This window comes from Streptomyces sp. NPDC031049 (assembly GCF_055571015.1).
The window spans coordinates 340,245-360,901 of the sequence record NZ_JBVIGC010000006.1 but is presented as its reverse complement, the minus strand read 5'-3'; the positions used below and the strand labels follow the sequence as shown (position 1 = coordinate 360,901).

20 protein-coding genes and 1 riboswitch are annotated in these 20,657 nt (G+C 73.6%); of the genes, 11 read left to right on the top strand and 9 right to left on the bottom strand.

Translation table 11 applies throughout. The features are described 5' to 3' along the window. Nucleotides 1–46: 46 nt before the first annotated feature. The 7 genes from ACZ45Q_RS13460 to ACZ45Q_RS13430 all read right to left on the bottom strand — a co-directional run bounded on the left by ACZ45Q_RS13460 (nt 47) and on the right by ACZ45Q_RS13430 (nt 6,782). Nucleotides 47–1,582, bottom strand: coding sequence for an alanine/glycine:cation symporter family protein (locus tag ACZ45Q_RS13460; protein WP_468259397.1), 1,536 nt, complete (start codon nt 1,580–1,582; stop codon nt 47–49). Nucleotides 1,583–1,907: 325 nt separating this feature from the next. Next, a complete protein-coding gene (locus ACZ45Q_RS13455; RefSeq protein WP_468259394.1) occupies nt 1,908–2,777 on the bottom strand; it encodes an energy-coupling factor ABC transporter ATP-binding protein in 870 nt (289 codons plus the stop codon). Further along, nucleotides 2,774–3,523 (bottom strand): cobalt ECF transporter T component CbiQ, encoded by a 750-nt coding sequence (gene cbiQ / locus ACZ45Q_RS13450; protein ID WP_468259391.1) that lies wholly within the window; start codon nt 3,521–3,523, stop codon nt 2,774–2,776. The genes ACZ45Q_RS13455 and cbiQ overlap by 4 nt, the downstream gene beginning before the upstream one ends. Beyond that, nucleotides 3,524–3,865, bottom strand: a complete 342-nt coding sequence (locus ACZ45Q_RS13445; protein ID WP_468259389.1) for an energy-coupling factor ABC transporter substrate-binding protein — start codon at nt 3,863–3,865, stop codon at nt 3,524–3,526. After that, nucleotides 3,862–4,563, bottom strand: a complete 702-nt coding sequence (locus ACZ45Q_RS13440; RefSeq protein ID WP_468259386.1) for an energy-coupling factor ABC transporter permease — start codon at nt 4,561–4,563, stop codon at nt 3,862–3,864. Before ACZ45Q_RS13440 ends, ACZ45Q_RS13445 begins: the two co-directional genes overlap by 4 nt. 30 nt (nt 4,564–4,593) lie before the next feature. After that, nucleotides 4,594–4,777: riboswitch (cobalamin riboswitch) on the bottom strand. 68 nt (nt 4,778–4,845) lie between these two features. Next, nucleotides 4,846–5,307, bottom strand: a complete 462-nt coding sequence (locus tag ACZ45Q_RS13435; protein ID WP_468259384.1) for a potassium channel family protein — start codon at nt 5,305–5,307, stop codon at nt 4,846–4,848. 92 nt (nt 5,308–5,399) lie between these two features. Next, nucleotides 5,400–6,782: a voltage-gated chloride channel family protein gene (locus ACZ45Q_RS13430; protein WP_468259381.1), complete on the bottom strand. Its 1,383-nt coding sequence runs from the start codon at nt 6,780–6,782 to the stop codon at nt 5,400–5,402. 188 nt (nt 6,783–6,970) lie between these two features. Here ACZ45Q_RS13430 and ACZ45Q_RS13425 point away from each other — a divergent pair, with 188 nt between their 5' ends. The 6 genes from ACZ45Q_RS13425 (at nt 6,971) to ACZ45Q_RS13400 (ending at nt 11,056) form a co-directional block, all read left to right on the top strand. Next, nucleotides 6,971–7,420 (top strand): DUF7144 family membrane protein, encoded by a 450-nt coding sequence (locus ACZ45Q_RS13425; RefSeq protein ID WP_468259378.1) that lies wholly within the window; start codon nt 6,971–6,973, stop codon nt 7,418–7,420. Between the two features lie 156 nt (nt 7,421–7,576). Beyond that, the gene (locus ACZ45Q_RS13420; RefSeq protein WP_468259375.1) at nt 7,577–7,966 is read left to right on the top strand and encodes a cell division protein SepF; all 390 of its coding nucleotides are present in this window, start codon (nt 7,577–7,579) and stop codon (nt 7,964–7,966) included. Between the two features lie 374 nt (nt 7,967–8,340). Next, nucleotides 8,341–9,534 (top strand): AAA family ATPase, encoded by a 1,194-nt coding sequence (locus ACZ45Q_RS13415; protein ID WP_468259373.1) that lies wholly within the window; start codon nt 8,341–8,343, stop codon nt 9,532–9,534. Next, nucleotides 9,531–9,884 (top strand): nucleotide pyrophosphohydrolase, encoded by a 354-nt coding sequence (locus ACZ45Q_RS13410; RefSeq protein WP_468259371.1) that lies wholly within the window; start codon nt 9,531–9,533, stop codon nt 9,882–9,884. The genes ACZ45Q_RS13415 and ACZ45Q_RS13410 overlap by 4 nt, the downstream gene beginning before the upstream one ends. Nucleotides 9,885–10,029: 145 nt before the next feature. Beyond that, entirely contained in the window at nt 10,030–10,560 is a 531-nt protein-coding gene (locus tag ACZ45Q_RS13405) for a DUF6099 family protein (RefSeq protein ID WP_468259368.1), read from the top strand. Between the two features lie 343 nt (nt 10,561–10,903). Continuing rightward, nucleotides 10,904–11,056 carry a hypothetical protein gene (locus ACZ45Q_RS13400; RefSeq protein ID WP_468259366.1) on the top strand — a complete coding sequence of 51 codons (153 nt, stop codon included), beginning with the start codon at nt 10,904–10,906 and terminating at the stop codon, nt 11,054–11,056. Nucleotides 11,057–11,067: 11 nt separating this feature from the next. Here ACZ45Q_RS13400 and ACZ45Q_RS13395 read toward each other — a convergent pair whose 3' ends face one another. Then, nucleotides 11,068–11,250: a hypothetical protein gene (locus ACZ45Q_RS13395; protein WP_468259363.1), complete on the bottom strand. Its 183-nt coding sequence runs from the start codon at nt 11,248–11,250 to the stop codon at nt 11,068–11,070. 251 nt (nt 11,251–11,501) lie between these two features. Between ACZ45Q_RS13395 and ACZ45Q_RS13390 the strand changes: the two genes are divergently transcribed. The 3 genes from ACZ45Q_RS13390 (at nt 11,502) to ACZ45Q_RS13380 (ending at nt 16,751) form a co-directional block, all read left to right on the top strand. Beyond that, a complete protein-coding gene (locus ACZ45Q_RS13390; protein WP_468259361.1) occupies nt 11,502–12,425 on the top strand; it encodes an LLM class F420-dependent oxidoreductase in 924 nt (307 codons plus the stop codon). Nucleotides 12,426–12,582: 157 nt separating this feature from the next. Continuing rightward, nucleotides 12,583–14,172, top strand: a complete 1,590-nt coding sequence (locus tag ACZ45Q_RS13385; RefSeq protein ID WP_468259358.1) for a 3' terminal RNA ribose 2'-O-methyltransferase Hen1 — start codon at nt 12,583–12,585, stop codon at nt 14,170–14,172. Next, on the top strand, nt 14,169–16,751 hold the full coding sequence (locus ACZ45Q_RS13380) for a polynucleotide kinase-phosphatase (protein ID WP_468259356.1): 2,583 nt from the start codon (nt 14,169–14,171) through the stop codon (nt 16,749–16,751). Before ACZ45Q_RS13385 ends, ACZ45Q_RS13380 begins: the two co-directional genes overlap by 4 nt. A 22-nt stretch (nt 16,752–16,773) precedes the next feature. Here ACZ45Q_RS13380 and ACZ45Q_RS13375 read toward each other — a convergent pair whose 3' ends face one another. Next, nucleotides 16,774–18,063, bottom strand: a complete 1,290-nt coding sequence (locus tag ACZ45Q_RS13375) for a cation:proton antiporter (RefSeq protein ID WP_468259353.1) — start codon at nt 18,061–18,063, stop codon at nt 16,774–16,776. 194 nt (nt 18,064–18,257) lie between these two features. Between ACZ45Q_RS13375 and ACZ45Q_RS13370 the strand changes: the two genes are divergently transcribed. Beyond that, nucleotides 18,258–19,481 (top strand): arginine deiminase, encoded by a 1,224-nt coding sequence (locus ACZ45Q_RS13370; RefSeq protein WP_468259350.1) that lies wholly within the window; start codon nt 18,258–18,260, stop codon nt 19,479–19,481. A gap of 133 nt (nt 19,482–19,614) precedes the next feature. Continuing rightward, nucleotides 19,615–20,622, top strand: a complete 1,008-nt coding sequence (argF, locus tag ACZ45Q_RS13365) for an ornithine carbamoyltransferase (protein WP_468259347.1) — start codon at nt 19,615–19,617, stop codon at nt 20,620–20,622. The last annotated feature ends 35 nt before the right edge of the window (nt 20,623–20,657 follow it).

Here is a 20,657-nt window from a genome sequence, read left to right as displayed (position 1 = left end):
GCGCGGGTGGGGGACGGGCCGCTCGGGAGCCGGGCCGCTGGGACGGTCAGACGATGGTCTTCACCGACTCCCGGTCCTCCTCCCCGCCGCCGTCGCCGCCGGCCCTGCGGGTGCGGACGTACTCCAGGAAGGAGTTCAGCTCCCGCTTGACGACCGGGGCGAGCAGGTACAGGCCGATGATGTTGATGACGGCGAGCGAGAAGAGCACCGCGTCGGCCAGGTCGATCAGCGTCTGGAGCGTGAGCAGGGAGCCCGCGACCGCGAAGACGGTGTAGACGACCTTGTAGGTGATCTCGCTGGCCCGGCTGCGGCCGAAGAGGTACGTCCAGGCCTTCAGACCGTAGTAGCCCCAGGTCAGCACGGTGGAGATGGCGAACAGCAGCACCGCCACGGTGAGGATGTACGGGAACCAGGGCATGACCGTCTCGAAGGCGTCCGAGGTGATCGTCACGCCGCCGATGTCCTCGCCGGCGCGGGCCTCGCCCCAGCTCGCCGGGTTGGCGATGACGATGGTCAGCGCGGTCATGGTGCAGATGACGACCGTGTCGATGAACGGCTCCAGCAGGGCGACCAGGCCCTCGCTGGCGGGGTGCTTGGTCTTGACCGCGGAGTGGGCGATCGGGGCGGAGCCGAGACCGGCCTCGTTGGAGAAGGCCGCCCGCTTGAAGCCGATGATCAGGGCGCCGAGCACACCGCCCGCGACACCCTCGGGGTCGAACGCGCCGTCGACGATGGTGACCACGGCGTCCGGCACGGCGGTGACGTTGACCAGGATGACCACCAGGCAGGCCACGATGTAGATGCCGGCCATGGCCGGGACCAGCCGGCTGGTGACGTTGGCGATGGAGCGGATGCCGCCGAGCAGCACGATGCCGACGATCGCGGCGATCAGGATGCCGAAGAACAGGGCGCCCGCGGAGGAGCCCATCGCGCCGTCCTCACCGCCGGTGACGGAGACGAGTTGCGCGTAGGACTGGTTGACCTGGAAGAGGTTGCCGCCGAAGAGACCGAAGAACAGGATCATCGCGGAGGCGAGGACCGCGAGCACCTTGCCGAGGGTCTTGCCGTTCTTGCCGAAGCGGTCGGCCAGGCCCTTGGGGAGGTAGTGCATCGGGCCGCCGGAGACCGTGCCGTCGGGGTGTACCTCGCGGTACTTCACACCGAGGGTGACCTCGACGAACTTGGTGGCCATGCCCAGCAGGCCGCACAGGATCATCCAGAAGGTGGCGCCGGCGCCGCCGATGGAGACGGCGACGGCCACACCGGCGATGTTGCCGAGGCCGACGGTGCCGGAGACGGCGGCGGTCAGCGCCTGGAAGTGGTTGACCTCGCCGGAGGAGCCCTTCTCGTCGAACTTGCCGCGCACCACGTCGACGGCGAGCCGGAACTTGCGGAGCTGGACGAATCCGAACCAGCCGGTGAAGACAAGACCCGCGACCACGAGCCAACCGACGATGAGCGGAAATTCCGTACCCCCGACGGGTACGGCGTAGAAGACCTTTTCGCCGAGCCAGGTGGCTACGGGCTCGAAGAATCCGCTGACGGCTTCGTCGACGGACTTGGTGATGGAGTCGAGTGACACAGTGGCTACCTCGATGGCGCGGACCGGCGTGGGGAGTGACGCCGGCGTGATGTGCGGTCTTGGAGCGAACGCCCTTGTCCGATCGGTGACCCCGGGCGGTGCGGCCCCGGACTCGGAGCGTGATCACCCTGGTCATGCAGTCGACGTGTGTGCCGACGCTCCGCGGGTCGGCGAGGGGTGGTGCCACCTGCGGAGTTGCGCATGTCTACCACGCCCTTTGCGCATTTTTTAGTGATGCAAATCACATCACGGTCGGTGACCCCGGAAAATGGCAGCGGCCGAAACCAGACCGTTATCCGGGACACCGGGTCCGTTCACCGGACATCTATTTCTGTCCGCTCCGACCGGAATCCCCGCTCCCGCCGAGCGCGAGCAGAGCGGCCAGCTCCTCGGCGGTCCGCGGCCCCGCCGCCGGGTCGGCCAGTATCCCCCGCTCCCGCAGCAGACCGGCCACCGCGACACCCCACGGCAGCCGCAGCCCGGCCTCGCGCAGCAGCTCGGTCCGGGCCAGCGTGGCGGCGGCGGGCCCGGTGCGCACCCCCGACGGCGTCAGGACGGCGGCGTCCTCGCACCAGCGCAGCGCGAGGTCGACGTCGTGGGTGGCCATCACCACGGTGGTGCCGCCCGCACGGAGCCCGTCGAGGGTGGCCAGCAGCCGTTCCTGCCCGTCCGGATCGAGCCCGGCGGTCGGCTCGTCCAGGATCAGCACCCGGGGCCGCATCGCGACGGCACCGGCGATCGCCGCCCGCTTGCGCTGCCCGTACGACAGCAGATGCGTGGGCCGGTCGGCCAGCGTGACGATGTCCAGCGCGGCGAGCGCCTCCTCGACCCGGGCCCGCACCCGGTCCTCAGGCAGACCGAGGTTGAGCGGCCCGAACGACACGTCCTGGGCCACGGACGCGGCGAACAACTGGTCGTCCGGGTCCTGCACCACCAACTGCACCGTGCTGCGCAGCCGGGTCAGCCCCCCGCGGTCGTACGTCACCGGCTCGCCCGCCACCGTCAGCCGCCCGGCGTGCGGCCGCAGCCCGCCGCTGAGCAGCCGCATCAGCGTGGTCTTGCCGCTGCCGTTGCGCCCCAGCAGGGCCAGCGCCCGCCCCTCGGGCACGTCGAAGTCCACCGCCCGCAGCACGGCCGGCCCGTCCTCGTAGGCGAAGGTGGCGCCCCGCAGGGACACGACGGCGGACTCGCTCACGTCAGCGGCCTTTCCAGTACGAAGGTGAGGGCGGCCAGCGCCGCCAGCAGCGCCAGGCTCGCCGCCGTGAACGGCACCGAGACCCGGGCCTCCGGCACCAGCACGCGCAGCGTGCCGTCGTAGCCGCGGCCGGCGAGCCCGGCCTGGAGCCGCGCCGCCCGGTCGAAGGAGCGCACGAACGCCGTCGCGCCGAGCCCGGCCAGCGAACGCCAGGCGGCGGCCCGGGTGGTGTGCCCCAGCCGGGCCGCCTGCGCCTGCCGCACCCGCCGCACGGAGTCCAGCAGCAGGAAGCTCATCCGGTACGTCACCAGCGCCACGTCGACCACCGGCGCCGGCACCCCGGCCCGCACCAGCCGCGGCAGCAGGTCGGACATCGGCGTGGTGAACGCGAACAGCAGCACCCCGAGGGAGGCGGCCGAGGTGCGCAGCAGCAGGGCGCCGGCCCGCGCCGGGCCCCCGTCCGCGAGGGACACGAACGCGTCCGCGCCGCCGACCTGCACCAGCAGCGGCAGCGCCCCGGTCAGGCAGAACCCCAGCGGCACCCGCCAGGCCCGCCACAGCCGGCGCCCCGGCACGCCCGCCGGGCCGAGCAGCACCGCCAGCGCCGCGACCAGCACCAGCGCGGCACCCGGCCATGGCGGCAGGGAGATCGCCAGCACCGTCAGGCCCAGTCCCAGCACGGCCTTGTCGACCGGATGCCGGCGGCGCCAGCGGCTCGCGTGCGCCGCCGCGTCGATCGGCAGCACTCAGTCCCCCGCGGGATCGTCCCGCCGGGCCGACGCGCGGGCCCGCTCCTCGCCCTGCCGCCGCCCCCGGCGCAGCCCGAAGTAGTACGCCAGCACGCCGGCGCCGAGAGCGGCCTGCACGGCGAACAGCGCCGACTCGACCTCCCCGGAGGGCGGTTCGTACAGCGGCGAGAACCACGGCTCGTACTCCGGGTCCAGCTCGGTGATCGCCGTCTCCGCCTCGGCGTCGGCACCGGCGAACGGCTCCTCCTTGTGGTCGCCGAGCCCCAGCACCAGCGGCAGCACCGCGAGCGCGGCGACCGCGAGCAGCAGCAGGGCGTTGATCCTCGTGTCGCGCTTCACCGGGCCGCCGCCTCCTGCTCCGTCGTCGTCCTCGTCCCCGCCGGCAGCACGCCCAGCCGGGTCAGCTCGCCCTTGCTGGACCGCACCAGCAGCCGCATCACCAGGACCGTCAGGAGCCCCTCGCTGACCGCCAGCGGGATCTGCGTCACCGCGAAGATCGAGCCGAACTTGCCGAGCGCGCCCAGGAATCCGCTGCCCGGGTCCGGGAAGGCGAGCGCCAGCTGCACGGACGTCACGCAGTAGGTGGACAGGTCGGCGGTGAACGCGGCGCAGAACACGGCGGCCATCAGCGGCGCGGCGCAGCGGCGCAGCAGCCGGTAGACGCCGTACCCGGCCCACGGCCCGACGACCGCCATGGAGAAGACGTTGGCGCCGAGCGTGGTCAGCCCGCCGTGCGCCAGCAGCAGCGCCTGGAAGAGCAGCGTGATGGTGCCCAGCACGGCCATGACCGGCGGCCGGAACAGGACGGCGCCCAGCCCGGTGCCCGTCGGATGGGAGCAACTCCCGGTCACCGAGGGAAGTTTCAGGGCGGACAGCACGAACGTGAAGGCCCCGGAGGCGCCGAGGAGCAGCGTGCTCTCCGGGTGCTCCCTGACCTCGCGGGTGAGTGACCGTACTCCGTGGACGACGAACGGCGCGGACGCGACACCCCAGGCGATCGCGTGCGCCGGAGGCAGGAAGCCCTCGGCTATGTGCATGGCTCGGCAGACCCTCTCCAGCACCTCGTGGATGGTTGACGCGCCTCGGCCGGTCTCCTGGCTGACGGGTACCACCGCCCGAACTCCGCCTTCCCGGGTCGTGATGACCCAGTGGCTGCCCGCGAGGGCCGGAGCCGGACTTCCCGATCACAGTGGCGAGGGCCGCACCGGCTTTGCACCGGATTTCCCGTTCACCAAGGCGTGGTGACAGTAGTGCGCCCGCACCCGCGGTGACAAGGGCGTACGGGGCGCTCGGACCCGGGTCACACACTCCCTGTGCCGTCACTCGCGCCGGTCACGGTCCAGCCGTCGCACGGCCATGGCGCGCACCCGCTGGCTCAGGGCGGTCGCGGCGGCCGTGAGGAACACGAACGTGTACAGGATCTGCACGATCGTCACCACACGCGCCGCCTGTCCCCGCGGGGTGATGTCGCCGTAGCCGACGGTGGCGAGCGTGACGACGGTGAAGTAGAGCCCGTCCAGACGGGTGTGCAGCCCCGAGAACTCGCCGGGCTGCTTGGCCAGGCAGTAGTAGGCGGCGGCGAAGACGTGCACCGACAGCAGCATCAGCAGGGTGAGCGCCAGACCGGGACGGGTGTCGGGGCGGTCGGTGAGGACGTGGCGGACCTGGCGCAGCAGCAGTACGGCCACCAGCGTGAGGACGGCCCCGAACAGCACCCAGCTCACCTCGGCCCGCCGGGGGCCGAGATGATCGAGGGGGAGCAGGAAGTACGCGGCGACCACGACGGCCCCTACGACGCCCCGCACCACCCAGGGCCGCGCGGACCGCACGGCCCCGCGCGGACGGCGGCCGTGCCCCCTGTCCGGCCCCGCCGTCACGGCCCCGCCCCCGCCGCCCGCCCGGCACCGCCCGCGCCGTCCTCGCCGCCGGGTGCTTCCGGTGTCTCCTCGGGCCGCCCGCGGCGCACGAGTTGGGCGACGATGAAGGCCACGACCGACGCGGTCACGATCAGCGGCATCTGGTCGTCGGCGTCGCCGCCGATCAGCAGCACCGCAAGCACCGCGCTGGCCAGCGGCAGCCCCGTCACCGCGGCCGCCGCCGCGGCGATCCCGAGCGCGAGGGCCGGGGCCGTGCCGAACCCGGGCAGGCCGGAGCAGGCCATGGCCGTCGCGGTGCCCAGCAGCACCGCCGGGAAGATCGGACCGCCGCGCAGACTGCCCAGGGCGATCCCCCAGGCCAGCCCCTTGCAGGCGACGAGCGCGAGCAGCGCCCCCACCGGCCAGGCGTGCGGCTGCGCGGCCAGTTCACCCAGCGTGGCCTGGCCGGACAGGGCCGCCTCGGCGGGGGAGCGGCCCGTGATCAGCGCGTACGCCGCGACACACCCGCCCACGGCCGTGGCGCAGGCGACGGTCCGGGCCGCGGTCCGCCCGCGCCGGGTCCAGCCGGCCGTGGAGCGGCCCAGCTCCCGGCCGAGGGCGACCAGCACGGCGATCAGCGCCGCCACCGGCACGCCCCACAGGAAGTCGCCCGCGTCCGGGTCGACCGGCGGCGGGACGTCGTGCAGCCGGAGCGCGCCGATCCGCAGGCCGGTCCAGTCCCCGAACCCGGTGAACACCAGGGCGCCGGCCGCGCTGGCGAGCAGGCAGGGCAGCAACAGCGCCACCAGCCGGGCGCCGCCGAGCCCGGCCCCCTCGATGAGCAGCACCGCCGCCACGACCGGACCGCCCAGGATCGTCGAGATCGCGGCGGTGGAGCCGGCCGTCGCCACCACCGCCCGCGCCCTGGGGTCCACGGCCGCCGGCCGCCGCACCGCCAGCAGCGCGAGCCCGCTGCCCACCGCCATCAGCGGCGCCTCCGGGCCCAGCACCACACCCAGCGGCAGCGTCGCCAGCGCCGCCAGCACGGTGCCCGGCAGCGCCTTGGGCCCGACGGGCGCGCCGCCGAGACCGTCCACCGGCAGATGGCCCCCGGCGCCCGGCAGCCGGGTCACGATCGGCGCGAGGACCAGCCCGGCGAGGACCAGCGCGGGCAGCGGCCACCACCACGGCGGGGCGGCGAAACCGGCCGCGTGCGGAAGCGAGGTCCACACCCAGTGCTGGAGCTGGTGCTGGAGCCCGACGAAGAAGAAGCAGGCGAGCGCGATGGGCACGCCGAGCAGCACGCACAGCAGCAACAGCCGCAGATAGCCCCGGCTGAGCACCGTGTCCCGCAGCGACTGCTCGGCCCGGGGCACGGCCGCGTTCGCCGGTGTCGTCATGGGCTCCTCCGGCGAGTCGCATGGGGCACGTGGGCCGGCCGACGAGGCAGGTGCGCCCAGTCAACGCGAGGCCGGTCCCGGCCGCACGTTCTGCACCCCGAACGGTTTCACCCGTTCGCAGCACCCCGGATGGCCGTCCGGGGCCGCCCCCCGCAGGCTCGGAGCACGCGCGAGAAAGGACGCCGCTCATGGCTCAGCACGCCGCACCGTCCCCCGGTACGCCGTCCCCCGGCGCCACCGGCCGCTCCACCCGGCAGAGCGGGTGGGTGACCGGAGGTGTCGTCTTCGCCGGTGTCCTGCTCCTGTGCAACGGCGCCTTCGCCGTTCTCCAGGGCATCGCGGCCATCGCCGAGGACGACGTCTACGCCCGCATCGGCACGTACGTGTACGAGATGAACCTCACCGGCTGGGGCGTCATCCACGTCGTCCTGGGCGCCCTGCTGCTGGCGACCGGCTACGGCCTGCTCAAGGACATGGCCTGGGCGCGCTTCGCGGGCATCCTGCTGGCCGCGCTCAGCCTGGTGGCCCAGTTCCTGTTCCTGCCGTACGCGCCCGTCTGGTCCGTGATCACCATGGCGATCGACGTCTTCGTGATCTGGGCGCTGGCCCGCCGCCAGGACGAGGCCGAACGCGCCTGACCCCGACCCGTACGCCGTACGCCGCGCACCGGCCGGCCGCCCGCCCCCGCCCGGCTCGAGCCGTCGCGGACCGTGTCGCTGTTGGGCCGAACGGGTGACATGACGTAAGAATTGGCTGGTGCGAGGCAACAGAGGCGAGTCGGAGCGGGGGAGCCGGTGAACAGCCACGACGTCACCGATGAACAGTGGGAAGGACTCGCCCAGGTCGTTCCGTTGCGCGGGCGCGACGCGTGGCCGTCCTCGGTCGGCCACCGGGCGATGCCGGAGGCGGAGACGGAGGCGCGCCGCCGCTTCGTGGTCCTGCGCGTCAACGTCTTCGCGGACGCCCGCGAGGTCGCCGAGACCCTGATGGCCGGCATCCCGGTCCTGCTCGACCTGACCGGCGCGGAGGCGGAGGTCGCCAAGCGCGTCCTCGACTTCAGCACCGGAGTCGTCTTCGGTCTGGCGAGCGGCATGCACCGGGTGGACCGCAACGTGTTCCTGCTGGCCCCCGCGGGCACCGAGGTGACGGGACTGATGGAGGGCGCGGGCCTGCCCGGGGCGTGACCGGGGTCCGGCCGGGCCGTTCAGGGCGGATCGGGTGTCGGCCGGGGCCGTCCGGGGAGGACCGGGTGTCTGCCGGGTCAGGTCGGGTGCGTCCGGCGCGTGACGGGGCGTCCGGTGGGGTCAGGTCGGGTGCGTCCGGCGCGGACGGGGCGTCCTGCGGAGTCACGCCGGCGGCGTCCGGCGGGGCCCGGCCGGCGGCGTCCGGCAGGTCCCGGCCGGTGGCCGTCTGCCGGGCGGCACCGCTGCCGCCGCCCCGGTGCCGACGCCCTCCCGTGTGACCGGTGCCGTGTCCCGCGGGCGGCCGGTCGCCCGTTCGTGGGAAGGGCCCCGGGGCGGAACGGTTCGCCCGTCGGACGGAGGCCTACGGTCCGGACATGACCGTGCCTTCCGCGTCGTCCCCCTCGGACACCGGCCCCTCCTCGCCGCCGGAGCCGCTCGCCGGCGGAGCGCGGCATCCGGAGCGGCCCCGCGTCACCGAACTGCGGCTCTCCGCGTTCGCCACGCACCGCCGGGTCGCGATGCGGCTCGGACCGCTCACCCTGCTCGCCGGCCGCTCGGGCTGTGGCAAGTCCAGCGCCCTGCGGGCGTACGAGGCGCTGGCCCGGCTCGGCGGCGGCGCCACGCTCCCCGCCGCCTTCCCCGACCCGGGAGCCTGCGTGCCCGACCGGGCCCGGCCCGACGCCCAGCAGCGCCGCGGCTTCCGCATCGGCTGCACCGCGGACGGCCCCGAGGGACCGGTGCGGCTCGACCTCGCCGTACAGGCCGAACCGGAACTGCGCATCGCGGGCGAGCGGTTGACCGCCGACGGGGTGGTCCTCCTGGAGACCGCCCTGCGCGACCCCGGGCGGCGCACCGTGCAGGCCGCCTGGCATACGGCCGGACCGGCCCCGGTCACGCGCGCCCCGCTGCCGGACGACCGGCTCGGCACCGCGCTGCTGCCGCTGCGCGTGGCCGGCAAGACCGACGGGCAGCGCCGGGTGCTGGCCGCCGCCGAGCAGATGGTCGTCGCCCTGCGCTCGGTGTTCGCCTGCGATCCGCGGCCCGACCGGATGCGCGAGCCGGTGCCGACCGGCTCGGGGCGGCTGCTGCCCGGCTGCGACAACCTGGCCGACGTGCTGTGGCGCACCCGCACCGAGTGCGGGCGGCGGCACGCCCTGTTCGTCGAGGCGGTGCGCGCCGGCTGCGCGGGGCACGTCGCCGACGTGCTGGCCGAGTCCGTCACCGGGGGAGTGGTCCGCGCCCTGCTCGACCGGGGCGACGGCCGCCGCACCGGCCTGGCCCGGCTGGGCTACGGAGAGCTGCGCTACCTCGCCCTGGCCCTGGTGCTGCTCACCGGACCCGGGGTGCTGGAGGTCGACCCGGCCGGCGAGGTGCCGGACGCCCTCCAGACGCTGACCGTCCTGGCCGACGGACTCGACCGGGGACTCGATCCCGGTCAGCGCCAGGCGCTGCTCGGGCTGGCGGCCCGGATGTGCGACCGGGGGCATCTGCGGCTCGTCGGCACGGTCAGCGACCCGGCCTGGGCGGCGGGGACGGACGGGGTGACGGTGGTACACCTGGAGCCGTGACCGATCATCCACGCGACCTGGCGGCCCTCCAGCGCCGGCTCGCCGAGTTCGCCGCCGCGCGGAACTGGCAGCCGTACCACACGCCCAAGAACCTCGTCACCGCGCTCAGCGTGGAGGCCTCCGAACTCGTCGAGATCTTCCAGTGGTTGACGCCGGAGGAGTCGGCGCGCGTGATGGACGACCCCGGCAGCGCGCACCGGGTCCGCGACGAGGTGGCCGACGTCCTGGCCTATCTGCTCCAGCTGTGCGAGGTGCTCGGCGTCGATCCGCTGGCCGCGCTGGAGGCGAAGATCGACCGCAACGAGCGGAGGTTCCCGGCTCCCAACTCCCCTCGTGGTGACGCTCAGTGACGGACGTCTGTGACGAAACCGATTTGTTGTCCACAGATTTCCGCCTTCCTCTGGCTTTTCGACCCGCTTGCCTTCACTCTGGGTAGTGGACAAGGGAGTTCGGGCGGACGCGCGTGACCGCGCGTCGGACAGACGGGGGCAGCGCATGGACGCTGTGCGGCTCATCGTGACGAGCAGGCGTGCCCTGACCGCCGGAGGCGACGTACCGGAGATTCTCGCGGAGGTGTGGCAGGCGCAGGCCCTCGCGCAGGCGATCGGCAGCCGCCTGGCGGTCTCCGGCCCACCGGAACTGCGCGGCGAGGCACTGGGACTGACGGAGCTGGCGGGCCGCGGCTGCGGCGTGCTGCACACCCCGGACCTCGCCCCGGGTGAGCTGCGCGCCGCCCAGCTGACCGAGTTGGGCGACGCCCGCCAGGCTCTGATGCGCCTCGGTGCCCTGCTCGGCGAGATAGGCATCGCCCTGGTCGGCATCGCCAGCGCCGCGGAGGACGAGGGCGTGTACTGGCAGTGCATGGAAGCGATCGACGCGGCGGACGAGTGCCGGGACCGCGTTCTGGAGATGCTCCGCAAACTGGCTGACCGGGAGGCGGAGTTACCGGACGGAGCGACCGGCCAGGGCCTCGCCGCACACCAGGTCCCGGACGTCTTCGGACCCCAGGCGCGGTCGGGGCCTTAGGGAGCTTTGCGACGGTTCTCCGCGGTGCTGCGACGCGGTGTCCGAGGCTACGAGACCCGGCCCGGTGACCGTCTCCCCCGGCGGCGGGCCAGCCAGATCATCGTGGCGATCCTGCCCCCCCGCACGGACCGCCCCGACGGGGGTGAACACCAGCCGGTACAAGGGAGCGGCCGACCGGTACGCCCATGTGTCCCCCGCGAAGACCGTCGTCATCAGTTTCTGCGCGTGGCCGGCGATCCACACCCCGATCCACGTGACCGCCGCAGCGATCAGGACCGCTGGCGCACCGGGTGAACCACGCGGGAGCCGGGTAAGGGACACCCGAGCCGGAGAGGGGAAGTCCATGGTGCTGGGACCGCAGGGCGTGTCCGGGGGGCCGCTGAAGTACTTCCGGGAGAACCCACCGAGCCGCCGGACAGAACTGTTCCTGTTCGGCGGGATCCTGCTCTTCGGCGTGGGATTCATGCTCTTCGGGATCCTCGTGCTGGCCCCGTAGGCGCCGCCCGGTCAGTCCGTGGGGCGCTCCTCGCTCTGCCCGTCGCGCGGCCCCCCGGCCGACTGAAGCTCCGCGTCCAGAGCCGACAGGTCCGCGTTCAGGGCCGCCATCAGCTCCTCCATCTGCTGGAGCAACCCCTTCGGCCGCCCGTCGGTGGCGGCCATGCCCTGGTGCGGCACGGTCTCTTCGGACAAGTCGGCCTCCTCGGCCCCGGCCCCCGTGGAGGCCGGCACGGTGACACCCCGGCGGTCGAGGGCCGGTGCGGGCGCCGGGCGGTCCGGCTCCGCCGACCCAACGATCACAGCCGCGACCCGGTCACTGCCGCAACCGCCACGCCCGGCGCCGGGTTGACCGGATTCACCCGACCGTGGAGCACACGGCGCGCCGACCTGCCGGGGCGACGGCCGGCGATCACCCACGGCGTCTCAGCGTGCAGGATGGAGTCATGGATCTGCGCATCTTCACCGAGCCCCAGCAGGGGGCCACCTACGACACGTTGCTCACCGTCGCCAAGGCCACCGAGGACCTCGGGTTCGACGCCTTCTTCCGCTCGGACCATTATCTCCGCATGGGTTCCGTGGACGGCCTCCCCGGCCCGACCGACGCCTGGATCACCCTCGCCGGCCTCGCCCGCGAGACCAAGCGCATCCGCCTCGGCACCCTGATGACCGCCGGCACCTTCCGCCTCCCCGGCGTCCTCGCCATCCAGGTCGCCCAGGTCGACCAGATGTCCGGCGGACGGGTCGAACTCGGCCTCGGCGCCGGCTGGTTCGAGGAGGAGCACAAGGCGTACGGCATCCCCTTCCCGAAGGAGAAGTTCGCCCGCCTCGAAGAGCAACTGGCGATCATCACCGGCCTGTGGGCGACCGAGACCGGCCAGACCTTCGACTTCCACGGCACCTACTACGACCTCACCGACTCGCCCGCGCTGCCCAAGCCCGCCCAGCCCAAGATCCCCGTCCTCATCGGCGGCCACGGCGTCACCCGCACCCCGCGCCTCGCCGCCCGGTACGCCGACGAGTTCAACATCCCGTTCGCCTCGATCGAGGACACCCGGCGCCAGTTCGGCCGGGTGCGGACCGCCGCCCAGGAGGCCGGCCGCGCACCCGACGCCCTCACCTACTCCAACGCCCTCGTCGTCTGCGTCGGCAAGGACGACCAGGAGGTCGCCCGCCGCGCCGGCGCCATCGGCCGCGAGGTCGAGGAGCTGAAGGCCAACGGCCTCGCCGGTTCCCCGGCCGAGGTCGTCGACAAGATCGGCCGCTACGCCGAGGCCGGCTCGCAGCGCATCTACCTCCAGGTGCTCGACCTGAACGACCTGGAGCACCTGGAACTGATCTCCTCCCAGGTCCAGTCGCAGCTGTCGTAGCGGCCCCGGCGGCGCGAATAACCGCAGGCGCCGCCCGGCGAACTCGTGCGATCGTGTGATCGTCGTCCTGCCGAGCCCCCAGGATCACCACCTCCTGGGGGCTCGCGCACGTACGGCTTCCACACCACGACCGACCGGCCGGAAAGGCCCCGAAGCCATGTTCCTGACGCTCACCACCACCGGCACGCCCGAACGCCCCGCCACCGACCTCGGCTTCCTGCTGCACAAGCATCCCGACAAGGCGCAGGCGTTCTCCACCTCCTCCGGCACCGCCCACGTGCTCTACCCGGAGGCGGAGCCCCAGCGCTGCACGGCGGCGCTGCTGCTGGAGGTCGACACGGTGAGCCTGGTCAGGCGCGGCAGGGGCAAGGGCCGCGGCGGCGCCCCCGACGCCGCGCTCGCCCAGTACGTCAACGACCGCCCGTACGCCGCCTCCTCGCTGCTCGCCGTCGCGCTGAGCCGCGTCTTCTCCAGTGCGATGCGCGGCGTGTGCACGGCACGGCCCGGCCTCGCGGACGAGGCCCGGCCGCTGCGCGTCGAGGTGCCCGCGCTGCCCGCCCGCGGCGGCCCCGAGCTCGTACGCCGGCTCTTCGCGCCGCTCGGCTGGACCGTCACCGCCGAACCGGTCCCGCTGGACACCGAGTTTCCCGAGTGGGGCGACTCCCGCTACGTCCGGCTGGTGCTGGAGTCCGCGGCGCTGACCGTCGCCGAGGCGCTGCGCCACCTGTACGTCCTGCTTCCGGTACTCGACGACGCCAAGCACTACTGGGTCTCCGCGGACGAGGTCGACAAGCTGCTGCGGGCCGGCGAGGGATGGCTGCCCGGCCACCCCGAGCACCGGCTGATCACCAGCCGTTATCTGTCCCGCCGCTGGTCGCTGGCGCGCGAGGCGATGGACCGGCTGGAGCTGCTGCGCCTGGCCGAGTCCGACGACAGCGAGGTCGAGGAGATCGACAACGCCGTCGAGACGGAGACGGAGGCGGAGGCGGCGGCGGAAGCGGAAGCAGAGACGGCGACCGGAGCGGCGACAGGGGCGGAGACAGGGGCCGAAACCCGGGCGGAGACAGAGACGGAGACGAATCCGGACCCCGGGGCGGAGCAGAGGCCCGTCCCGCTGGCCGTGCAGCGCCGCGAGGCGATCCTGACCGTGCTCCGCGAGCGCGCCGCCGCCCGGGTCCTCGACCTCGGCTGCGGGGAAGGGCACCTGGTCCGGGAGCTGCTCAAGGAGCCGCGGTTCACCGAGATCCTCGGCGTCGACGTGTCCGTGCGGGCGCTCACCGTCGCCGCCCGGCGGCTCAAGCTGGACCGCATGGGCGAGCGGCAGGCCGCGCGGGTCCGGCTCGTCCAGGGCTCCCTCGTCTACACCGACCGCCGGCTCAAGGGATACGACGCCGCCGTGCTCAGCGAGGTGATCGAGCACCTCGACCTGCCCCGGCTGCCCGCCCTCGAGTACGCGGTCTTCGGCGCCGCGCGCCCCCGCACCGTCGTCGTCACCACACCCAACGTCGAGTACAACGTGCGCTGGGAGACCCTTCCGGCCGGGCACGTCCGGCACCGCGACCACCGCTTCGAGTGGACGCGCGAGCAGTTCCGCGCCTGGGCGCGGGAGGTGGCCGAACGGCACGGCTACCGCGTGGAGTTCCACCCCGTCGGCCCCGAGGACCCCGAGGTCGGGCCGCCGACGCACATGGCCGTGTTCGACAGCGAGACCGCTACCGAGACCCCGAAGGAGGCGAAGGCGGCATGACCGGCACCACGACCACCGAAGGACGGGTGCTGCCCGTCACCGACCTCTCCCTGGTCGTCCTGATCGGAGCCTCCGGCTCCGGCAAGTCCACTTTCGCCCGGCGGCACTTCGAGCCGACCGAGGTCATCTCCTCCGACTTCTGCCGCGGACTGGTCAGCGACGACGAGAACGACCAGAGCGCGACGCGGGACGCCTTCGACGTGCTGCACTACATCGCCGGAAAGCGGCTCGCCGCCGGCCGCCGCACCGTCGTGGACGCCACCAGCGTGCAGCCCGACGCCCGCCGGCAGCTGATCGAGCTGGCCCGCGCGCACGACGTGCTGCCGATCGCCATCGTGCTCGACGTGCCCGAGGAGGTGTGCGCCGAGCGCAACGCGGCCCGCGCCGACCGGGCCGACCTGCCCCGCCGGGTGATCCGCCGGCACGTCCGCGAACTGCGGCGCTCCCTGCGCCACCTGGAGCGCGAGGGCTTCCGCAAGGTGCACGTCCTGCGCGGCGCGGAGGAGATCGAGCGGGCCGGAGTCGTCACCGAGAAGCGGTTCAACGACCTGACCCACCTCACCGGGCCGTTCGACATCATCGGCGACGTCCACGGCTGCGCCGCGGAGTTGGAGACCCTGCTCGGCAAGCTCGGTTACCTCGACGGCGTGCACCCCGAGGGCCGTACCGCCGTCTTCGTCGGCGACCTCGTCGACCGCGGCCCGGACAGCCCCGGCGTGCTGCGCCGCGTGATGGCGATGGTCAGGTCGGGCAACGCCCTGTGCGTGCCCGGCAACCACGAGAACAAGTACGGCCGCCACCTCAAGGGGCGCACGGTGCAGCTCACGCACGGACTCGCCGAGACCGTGGAGCAGATGGCGGGCGAGAGCGAGGAGTTCCGCGCCGAGGTGCGGGAGTTCATCGACGGCCTCGTCAGCCACTACGTCCTCGACGGCGGCCGGCTCGTGGTCTGCCACGCCGGACTGCCGGAGAAGTACCACGGCCGCACCTCCGGCCGGGTGCGCAGCCACGCCCTGTACGGCGACACCACCGGCGAGACCGACGAGTTCGGGCTGCCGGTGCGCTACCCGTGGGCGGAGGACTACCGGGGCCGGGCGGCCGTCGTCTACGGCCACACCCCGGTGCCGGAGGCGACCTGGCTGAACAACACCATCTGCCTGGACACCGGCGCCGTCTTCGGCGGCAGACTGACCGCGCTGCGCTGGCCGGAGCGGGAGATCGTCGACGTACCCGCCGAGCGGGTGTGGTACGAGCCGGTCAAGCCGCTGCGCACCGAGGCGCCCGGCGGGCACGACGGACGGCCGCTGGACCTGGCGGACGTGCACGGGCGGCGTGCGGTGGAGACCCGGCACGCGGGCCGGGTCACCGTCCGCGAGGACAACGCGGCGGCGGCGCTCGAGGTCATGAGCCGCTTCGCGGCCGACCCGCGGCTGCTGCCGTACCTGCCGCCGACCATGGCCCCGACCGCCACCTCCCGGGTGGACGGCTACCTGGAGCACCCCGAGGAGGCGTTCGCGCAGTACGCCGCCGACGGGGTGGCGCGGGTGGTGTGCGAGGAGAAGCACATGGGCTCGCGGGCGGTGGCCCTGGTGTGCCGGGACGCGGAGACGGCCCGCGCCCGCTTCGGGGCCGGTGGCGGCTCCGGCTCGAGCGAAGCCGGGAGCGGGGGAGGCCCGACCGGCTCCCTCTACACCCGTACCGGCCGCCCGTTCTTCGACGACGCCTCCGTCACCGAGGAGGTCCTCGGCCGGCTGCGCGCGGCGATCGGCGCCGCCGGGCTGTGGGAGGAACTCGCCACCGACTGGATGCTGCTCGACTGCGAGCTGATGCCCTGGTCGCTGAAGGCCTCCGGTCTGCTGCGCTCGCAGTACGCCGCCGTGGGCGCCGCCGCCGGCGCGGTGTTCCCCGGCGCGCTGGCCGCCCTGGAGGGCGTGGCGGCCCGCGGGGTCGACGTCACGGAGCTGCTCGCACGGCAGCGGGACCGGGCCGCCGACGCCGCGGCGTTCACCGACGCCTACCGGCGCTACTGCTGGACGACGGACGGCCTGGACGGTGTCCGCCTGGCGCCGTTCCAGATCCTCGCCGTCCAGGGCCGCAGCCTCGCCGCCCTGCCGCACGACGAGCAACTCGGCCTCATCGACCGGCTGGTCGAGCACGACGGCACCGGCCTGCTGCACACCACCCGCCGGCTCTACGTCGACACCGGCGACCCCGAGTCGGTGCGGGCGGGCGTCGACTGGTGGCTGGAGATGACCGGCCGCGGCGGCGAGGGCATGGTCGTCAAGCCGGTCGGGGCGCTGGTCCGCACCGAGGAGGGACGGCTGGTGCAGCCCGGCATCAAGTGCCGGGGCCGCGAGTACCTGCGGATCGTCTACGGTCCCGAGTACACGCGCCCGGACAACCTCGCCCGGCTCAGGCAGCGGTTCCTGAACCACAAGCGGTCCCTGGCACTGCGCGAGTACGCCCTCGGCCTGGAGGCCCTGGACCGGCTGGCGGACGGCGAGCCGCTGTGGCGGGTGCACGAGGCGGTCTTCGGCGTCCTGGCCCTGGAGTCGGAACCGGTCGACCCACGCCTGTGACCACGGCCCCCACCGGCTCCGGTCACCTCCCCCCGGTGACCGGAGCCGGTGCTGTTTCCTGCGGGGCGGGGGTGTCGGTCCCGGGGGCGGCCGGGCGGCGGGTCAGGAACAGGAGCGGCTGGGTGAGGAGGGTCGTGGCGAGGGCCATCAGCACCAGGACCGAGTACAGCGGACCGCCCAGCAGCCCCGCCTGGCGGCCCGCGTCCAGGGCGATCAGCTCGGTCAGGCCCCGGGCGCTGAGCAGCACGCCGACGGTTCGCGCGTCATGCCGGTCCAGCCCGCAGAGCCGGGCCGCGACCGCACCGCTGCCGACCTTCGTGGTGACCGCCAGCACGGTCACCGCCAGGAGCGCCAGCCAGCCGGCGCCGTCCAGTCCGGCCAGGGTCACCGACTGGCCGGAGACCACGAAGAAGAACGGCAGCAGCAGCGAGCCGACCTCGTGCAGCGGACGCAGCAGGTCCGCGTCGAGCGTGCCGTCCTCCTCGCGCGGCACCACCACCCCGGCCAGCAGCGCCCCGAAGATCACATGCAGCCCGAGCGCGTGCGTCACCCACGCCGAGCCGAGCGCGAAACCGAGCAGCAGCGCCAGCCGCAGCGAGGGCTCCAGCCGCGTCCGCCACAGCAGCCGGCGCAGCACCGGCCGGGCCGCGCACACCATGACCGCCACGAAGCCGGCGGCGAGCCCCACGCGCCACGGCACGCCGAGCCCCGCCGCCCCGCCGCCGTCCAGCAACGCCCCGGCCAGCACCGTCCAGCCGAGCACGTCCAGCAGCCCGGCCGCCGACACCGCCACCACTCCCGGCACCGAGCGGGACAGCCCGTTCTCCCGCACGATGGCCGTCAGCACGGGCACCGCCGTCATCGACAGGGCGACCCCGGCGAAGACCACGGTGGCCGGGGACAGGTCCCGCGGCAGGCCGAGGTCGTGCAGCGGCTCCCGGAACAGCACGGCGCAGCCGCTGCCCACGGCCATCGGCACCGCGAACGCGGCCAGGGCCACCGTCACCGACGTACGCGCCCGGTCGCCCAGGACCTTCAGATCCAGCTCGTAGCCCACCGCGAACAGGAACACCACCAGCGCGACCTGCGCGAAACCGGTGAGCACCGGCCCCACGGCCGCCGGGAAGAGCACCGCGTACGCCTGTGGGGCGGCGGTGCCGAGCAACGCGGGGCCCAGCGCGATGCCCGCGGCCAGCTGGCCGACGATGCGCGGCTGCCGCAGCCGCGCGGCCAGCCGGCCGCTCGCGTGCGCCGCCACCAGGACCACCGCGGAGGCGCCCACCACGTGCAGCACCAGTGCGTCACCGCTCACGTCTCCCCCTGTCCCCGGCCGTCCACGGGCCGTCCCCGGGCCGGCCACCCGGCCGGCGGCCCGGCCCACGACCCGTCTTACGGAGCGGGCGCCACCGCGCCGGGCGTCGCACGGGGGCACACGGAGGGCGCATGGCGGGCACGGGTCCGCGCAAGCAGGGGGTGAACAGGCGCCCGAATGGTCAGGATGGAGCCATGGGATTCCACGTCGACTCCGAGGCCGGGCGGCTCAGCCGCGTCATCCTGCACCGGCCGGATCTCGAGCTCAAAAGGCTCACCCCCAGCAACAAGGACGCGCTGCTCTTCGACGACGTGCTGTGGGTGCGCCGGGCGCGCGCCGAGCACGACGGGTTCGCCGACGTGCTGCGCGACCGCGGCGTCGCCGTCCACCTCTTCGGCGACCTGCTCACCGAGACCCTCGACATCCCGGCCGCCCGGGAACTGGTCCTGGACCGGGTCTTCGACGAGAAGGAGTACGGCGTCCTGGCCACGGACCACCTCCGCGGCGCCTTCGAGACGCTGCCCGCCGCCGAACTGGCCGAGGCGCTGGTCGGCGGCATGACCAAGCGCGAGTTCCTCGACGCGCACCCCGAGCCCGTCTCGGTGCGCTTCCACGTCATGGAGCTGGACGACTTCCTGCTCCGCCCGCTGCCCAACCACCTCTTCACCCGGGACACCTCCGCCTGGATCTACGACGGCGTCTCCATCAACGCGATGCGCTGGCCCGCCCGGCAGCGGGAGACGGTGCACTTCGAGGCGATCTACCGCCACCACCCGCTCTTTCGCGGGGCGGACTTCCACGTCTGGTCCGAGGGCCAGTCCGACTACCCCTCGACCATCGAGGGCGGGGACGTGCTCGTCATCGGCAACGGCGCGGTCCTCATCGGCATGAGCGAGCGCACCACCCCGCAGGCCGTGGAGATGCTCGCCCACAAGCTGTTCGCCGCCGGCTCGGCCCGCACCATCGTCGCCCTCGACATGCCGAAGCGGCGGGCGTTCATGCACCTCGACACCGTGATGACGATGGTCGACGGCGACACCTTCACCCAGTACGCGGGCCTCGGCATGCTCCGCTCGTACACCATCGAGCCCGGCACCGGTGACAAGGAGCTGAAGGTCACCGACCACCCGCCGGAACACATGCACCGGGCGATCGCCGCGGCACTGGGCCTGAGCGAGATCCGGGTGCTGACCGCCACCCAGGACGTGCACGCCGCCGAACGGGAGCAGTGGGACGACGGCTGCAACGTGCTGGCCGTGGAACCGGGCGTGGTCGTCGCCTACGAACGGAACTCCACCACCAACACCCATCTGCGCAAACAGGGCATCGAGGTGATCGAGATCCCGGGCAGCGAACTGGGCCGGGGCCGGGGCGGGCCGCGCTGCATGAGCTGCCCGGTGGAGCGGGCGGCCGTGTGAGGCGGGCGGGGTGCGCCCGTCCCCGGCATGGGTCAGGTCGGCGTGCGCCCGCGGCCGGCACGGGTTCGTATAAGAATGCTGCTGCTCGTATAGTATTCCAGAGTCCCTGTTGCCGTATCCCTGGAGCGCCCCCATGGCGACTGTCCCGACCGCCCTCGCCGGCCGGCCCTTCCTCAAGGAGCTGGACTTCACCGCGGACGAGTTCCGCGGCCTGGTCGAGCTGGCCGCGGAGCTGAAGGCCGCCAAGAAGGCCGGGAACGAGACACCGTACCTGCGGGGCAGGAACATCGCGCTGATCTTCGAGAAGACCTCGACGCGCACCCGCTGCGCGTTCGAGGTCGCCGCCGCCGACCAGGGCGCCTCGACGACGTACCTGGACCCGTCCGGCTCCCAGATCGGCCACAAGGAGTCCGTGAAGGACACCGCGCGCGTGCTGGGGCGGATGTACGACGCGATCGAGTACCGCGGGGACAGCCAGGCGAAGGTCGAGGAACTGGCCGCGCACGCCGGCGTGCCCGTCTACAACGGGCTGACCGACGACTGGCACCCCACCCAGATGCTCGCGGACGTGCTGACGATGACCGAGCACGGCACGAAGCCGCTCGAGCGGACCTCCTTCGCCTACCTCGGCGACGCCCGCTTCAACATGGGCAACTCCTACCTGGTCACGGGCGCCCTGCTCGGCATGGACGTGCGGATCGTCGCCCCGAAGTCCTACTGGCCCGCCCAGGAGGTCGTCGACCGGGCCCGGGCGCTGGCCGAGGCGAGCGGGGCCCGGATCACCCTCACCGAGGAGGTCGCGGGCGGCGTCCGCGGCGCCGACTTCGTCGCCACGGACGTGTGGGTGTCGATGGGCGAGCCCAAGGAGGTCTGGGCCGACCGGATCGCCGCCCTCGCCCCGTACGCCGTGACCATGGACGTGCTGCGCGCCACCGGCAACCCGGACGTGAGGTTCCTGCACTGCCTCCCGGCCTTCCACGACCTCGGCACCAAGGTCGGCCAGGAGATCTTCGAGGCCCACGGCCTGCGGTCCCTGGAGGTCACCGACGAGGTCTTCGAGTCCGCGCACTCGGTCGTCTTCGACGAGGCGGAGAACCGGCTGCACACCATCAAGGCCGTGATGGTCGCCACCCTCGCCTGACAGAGCGGCGCGCACACCGAGCAGCGCACATACCG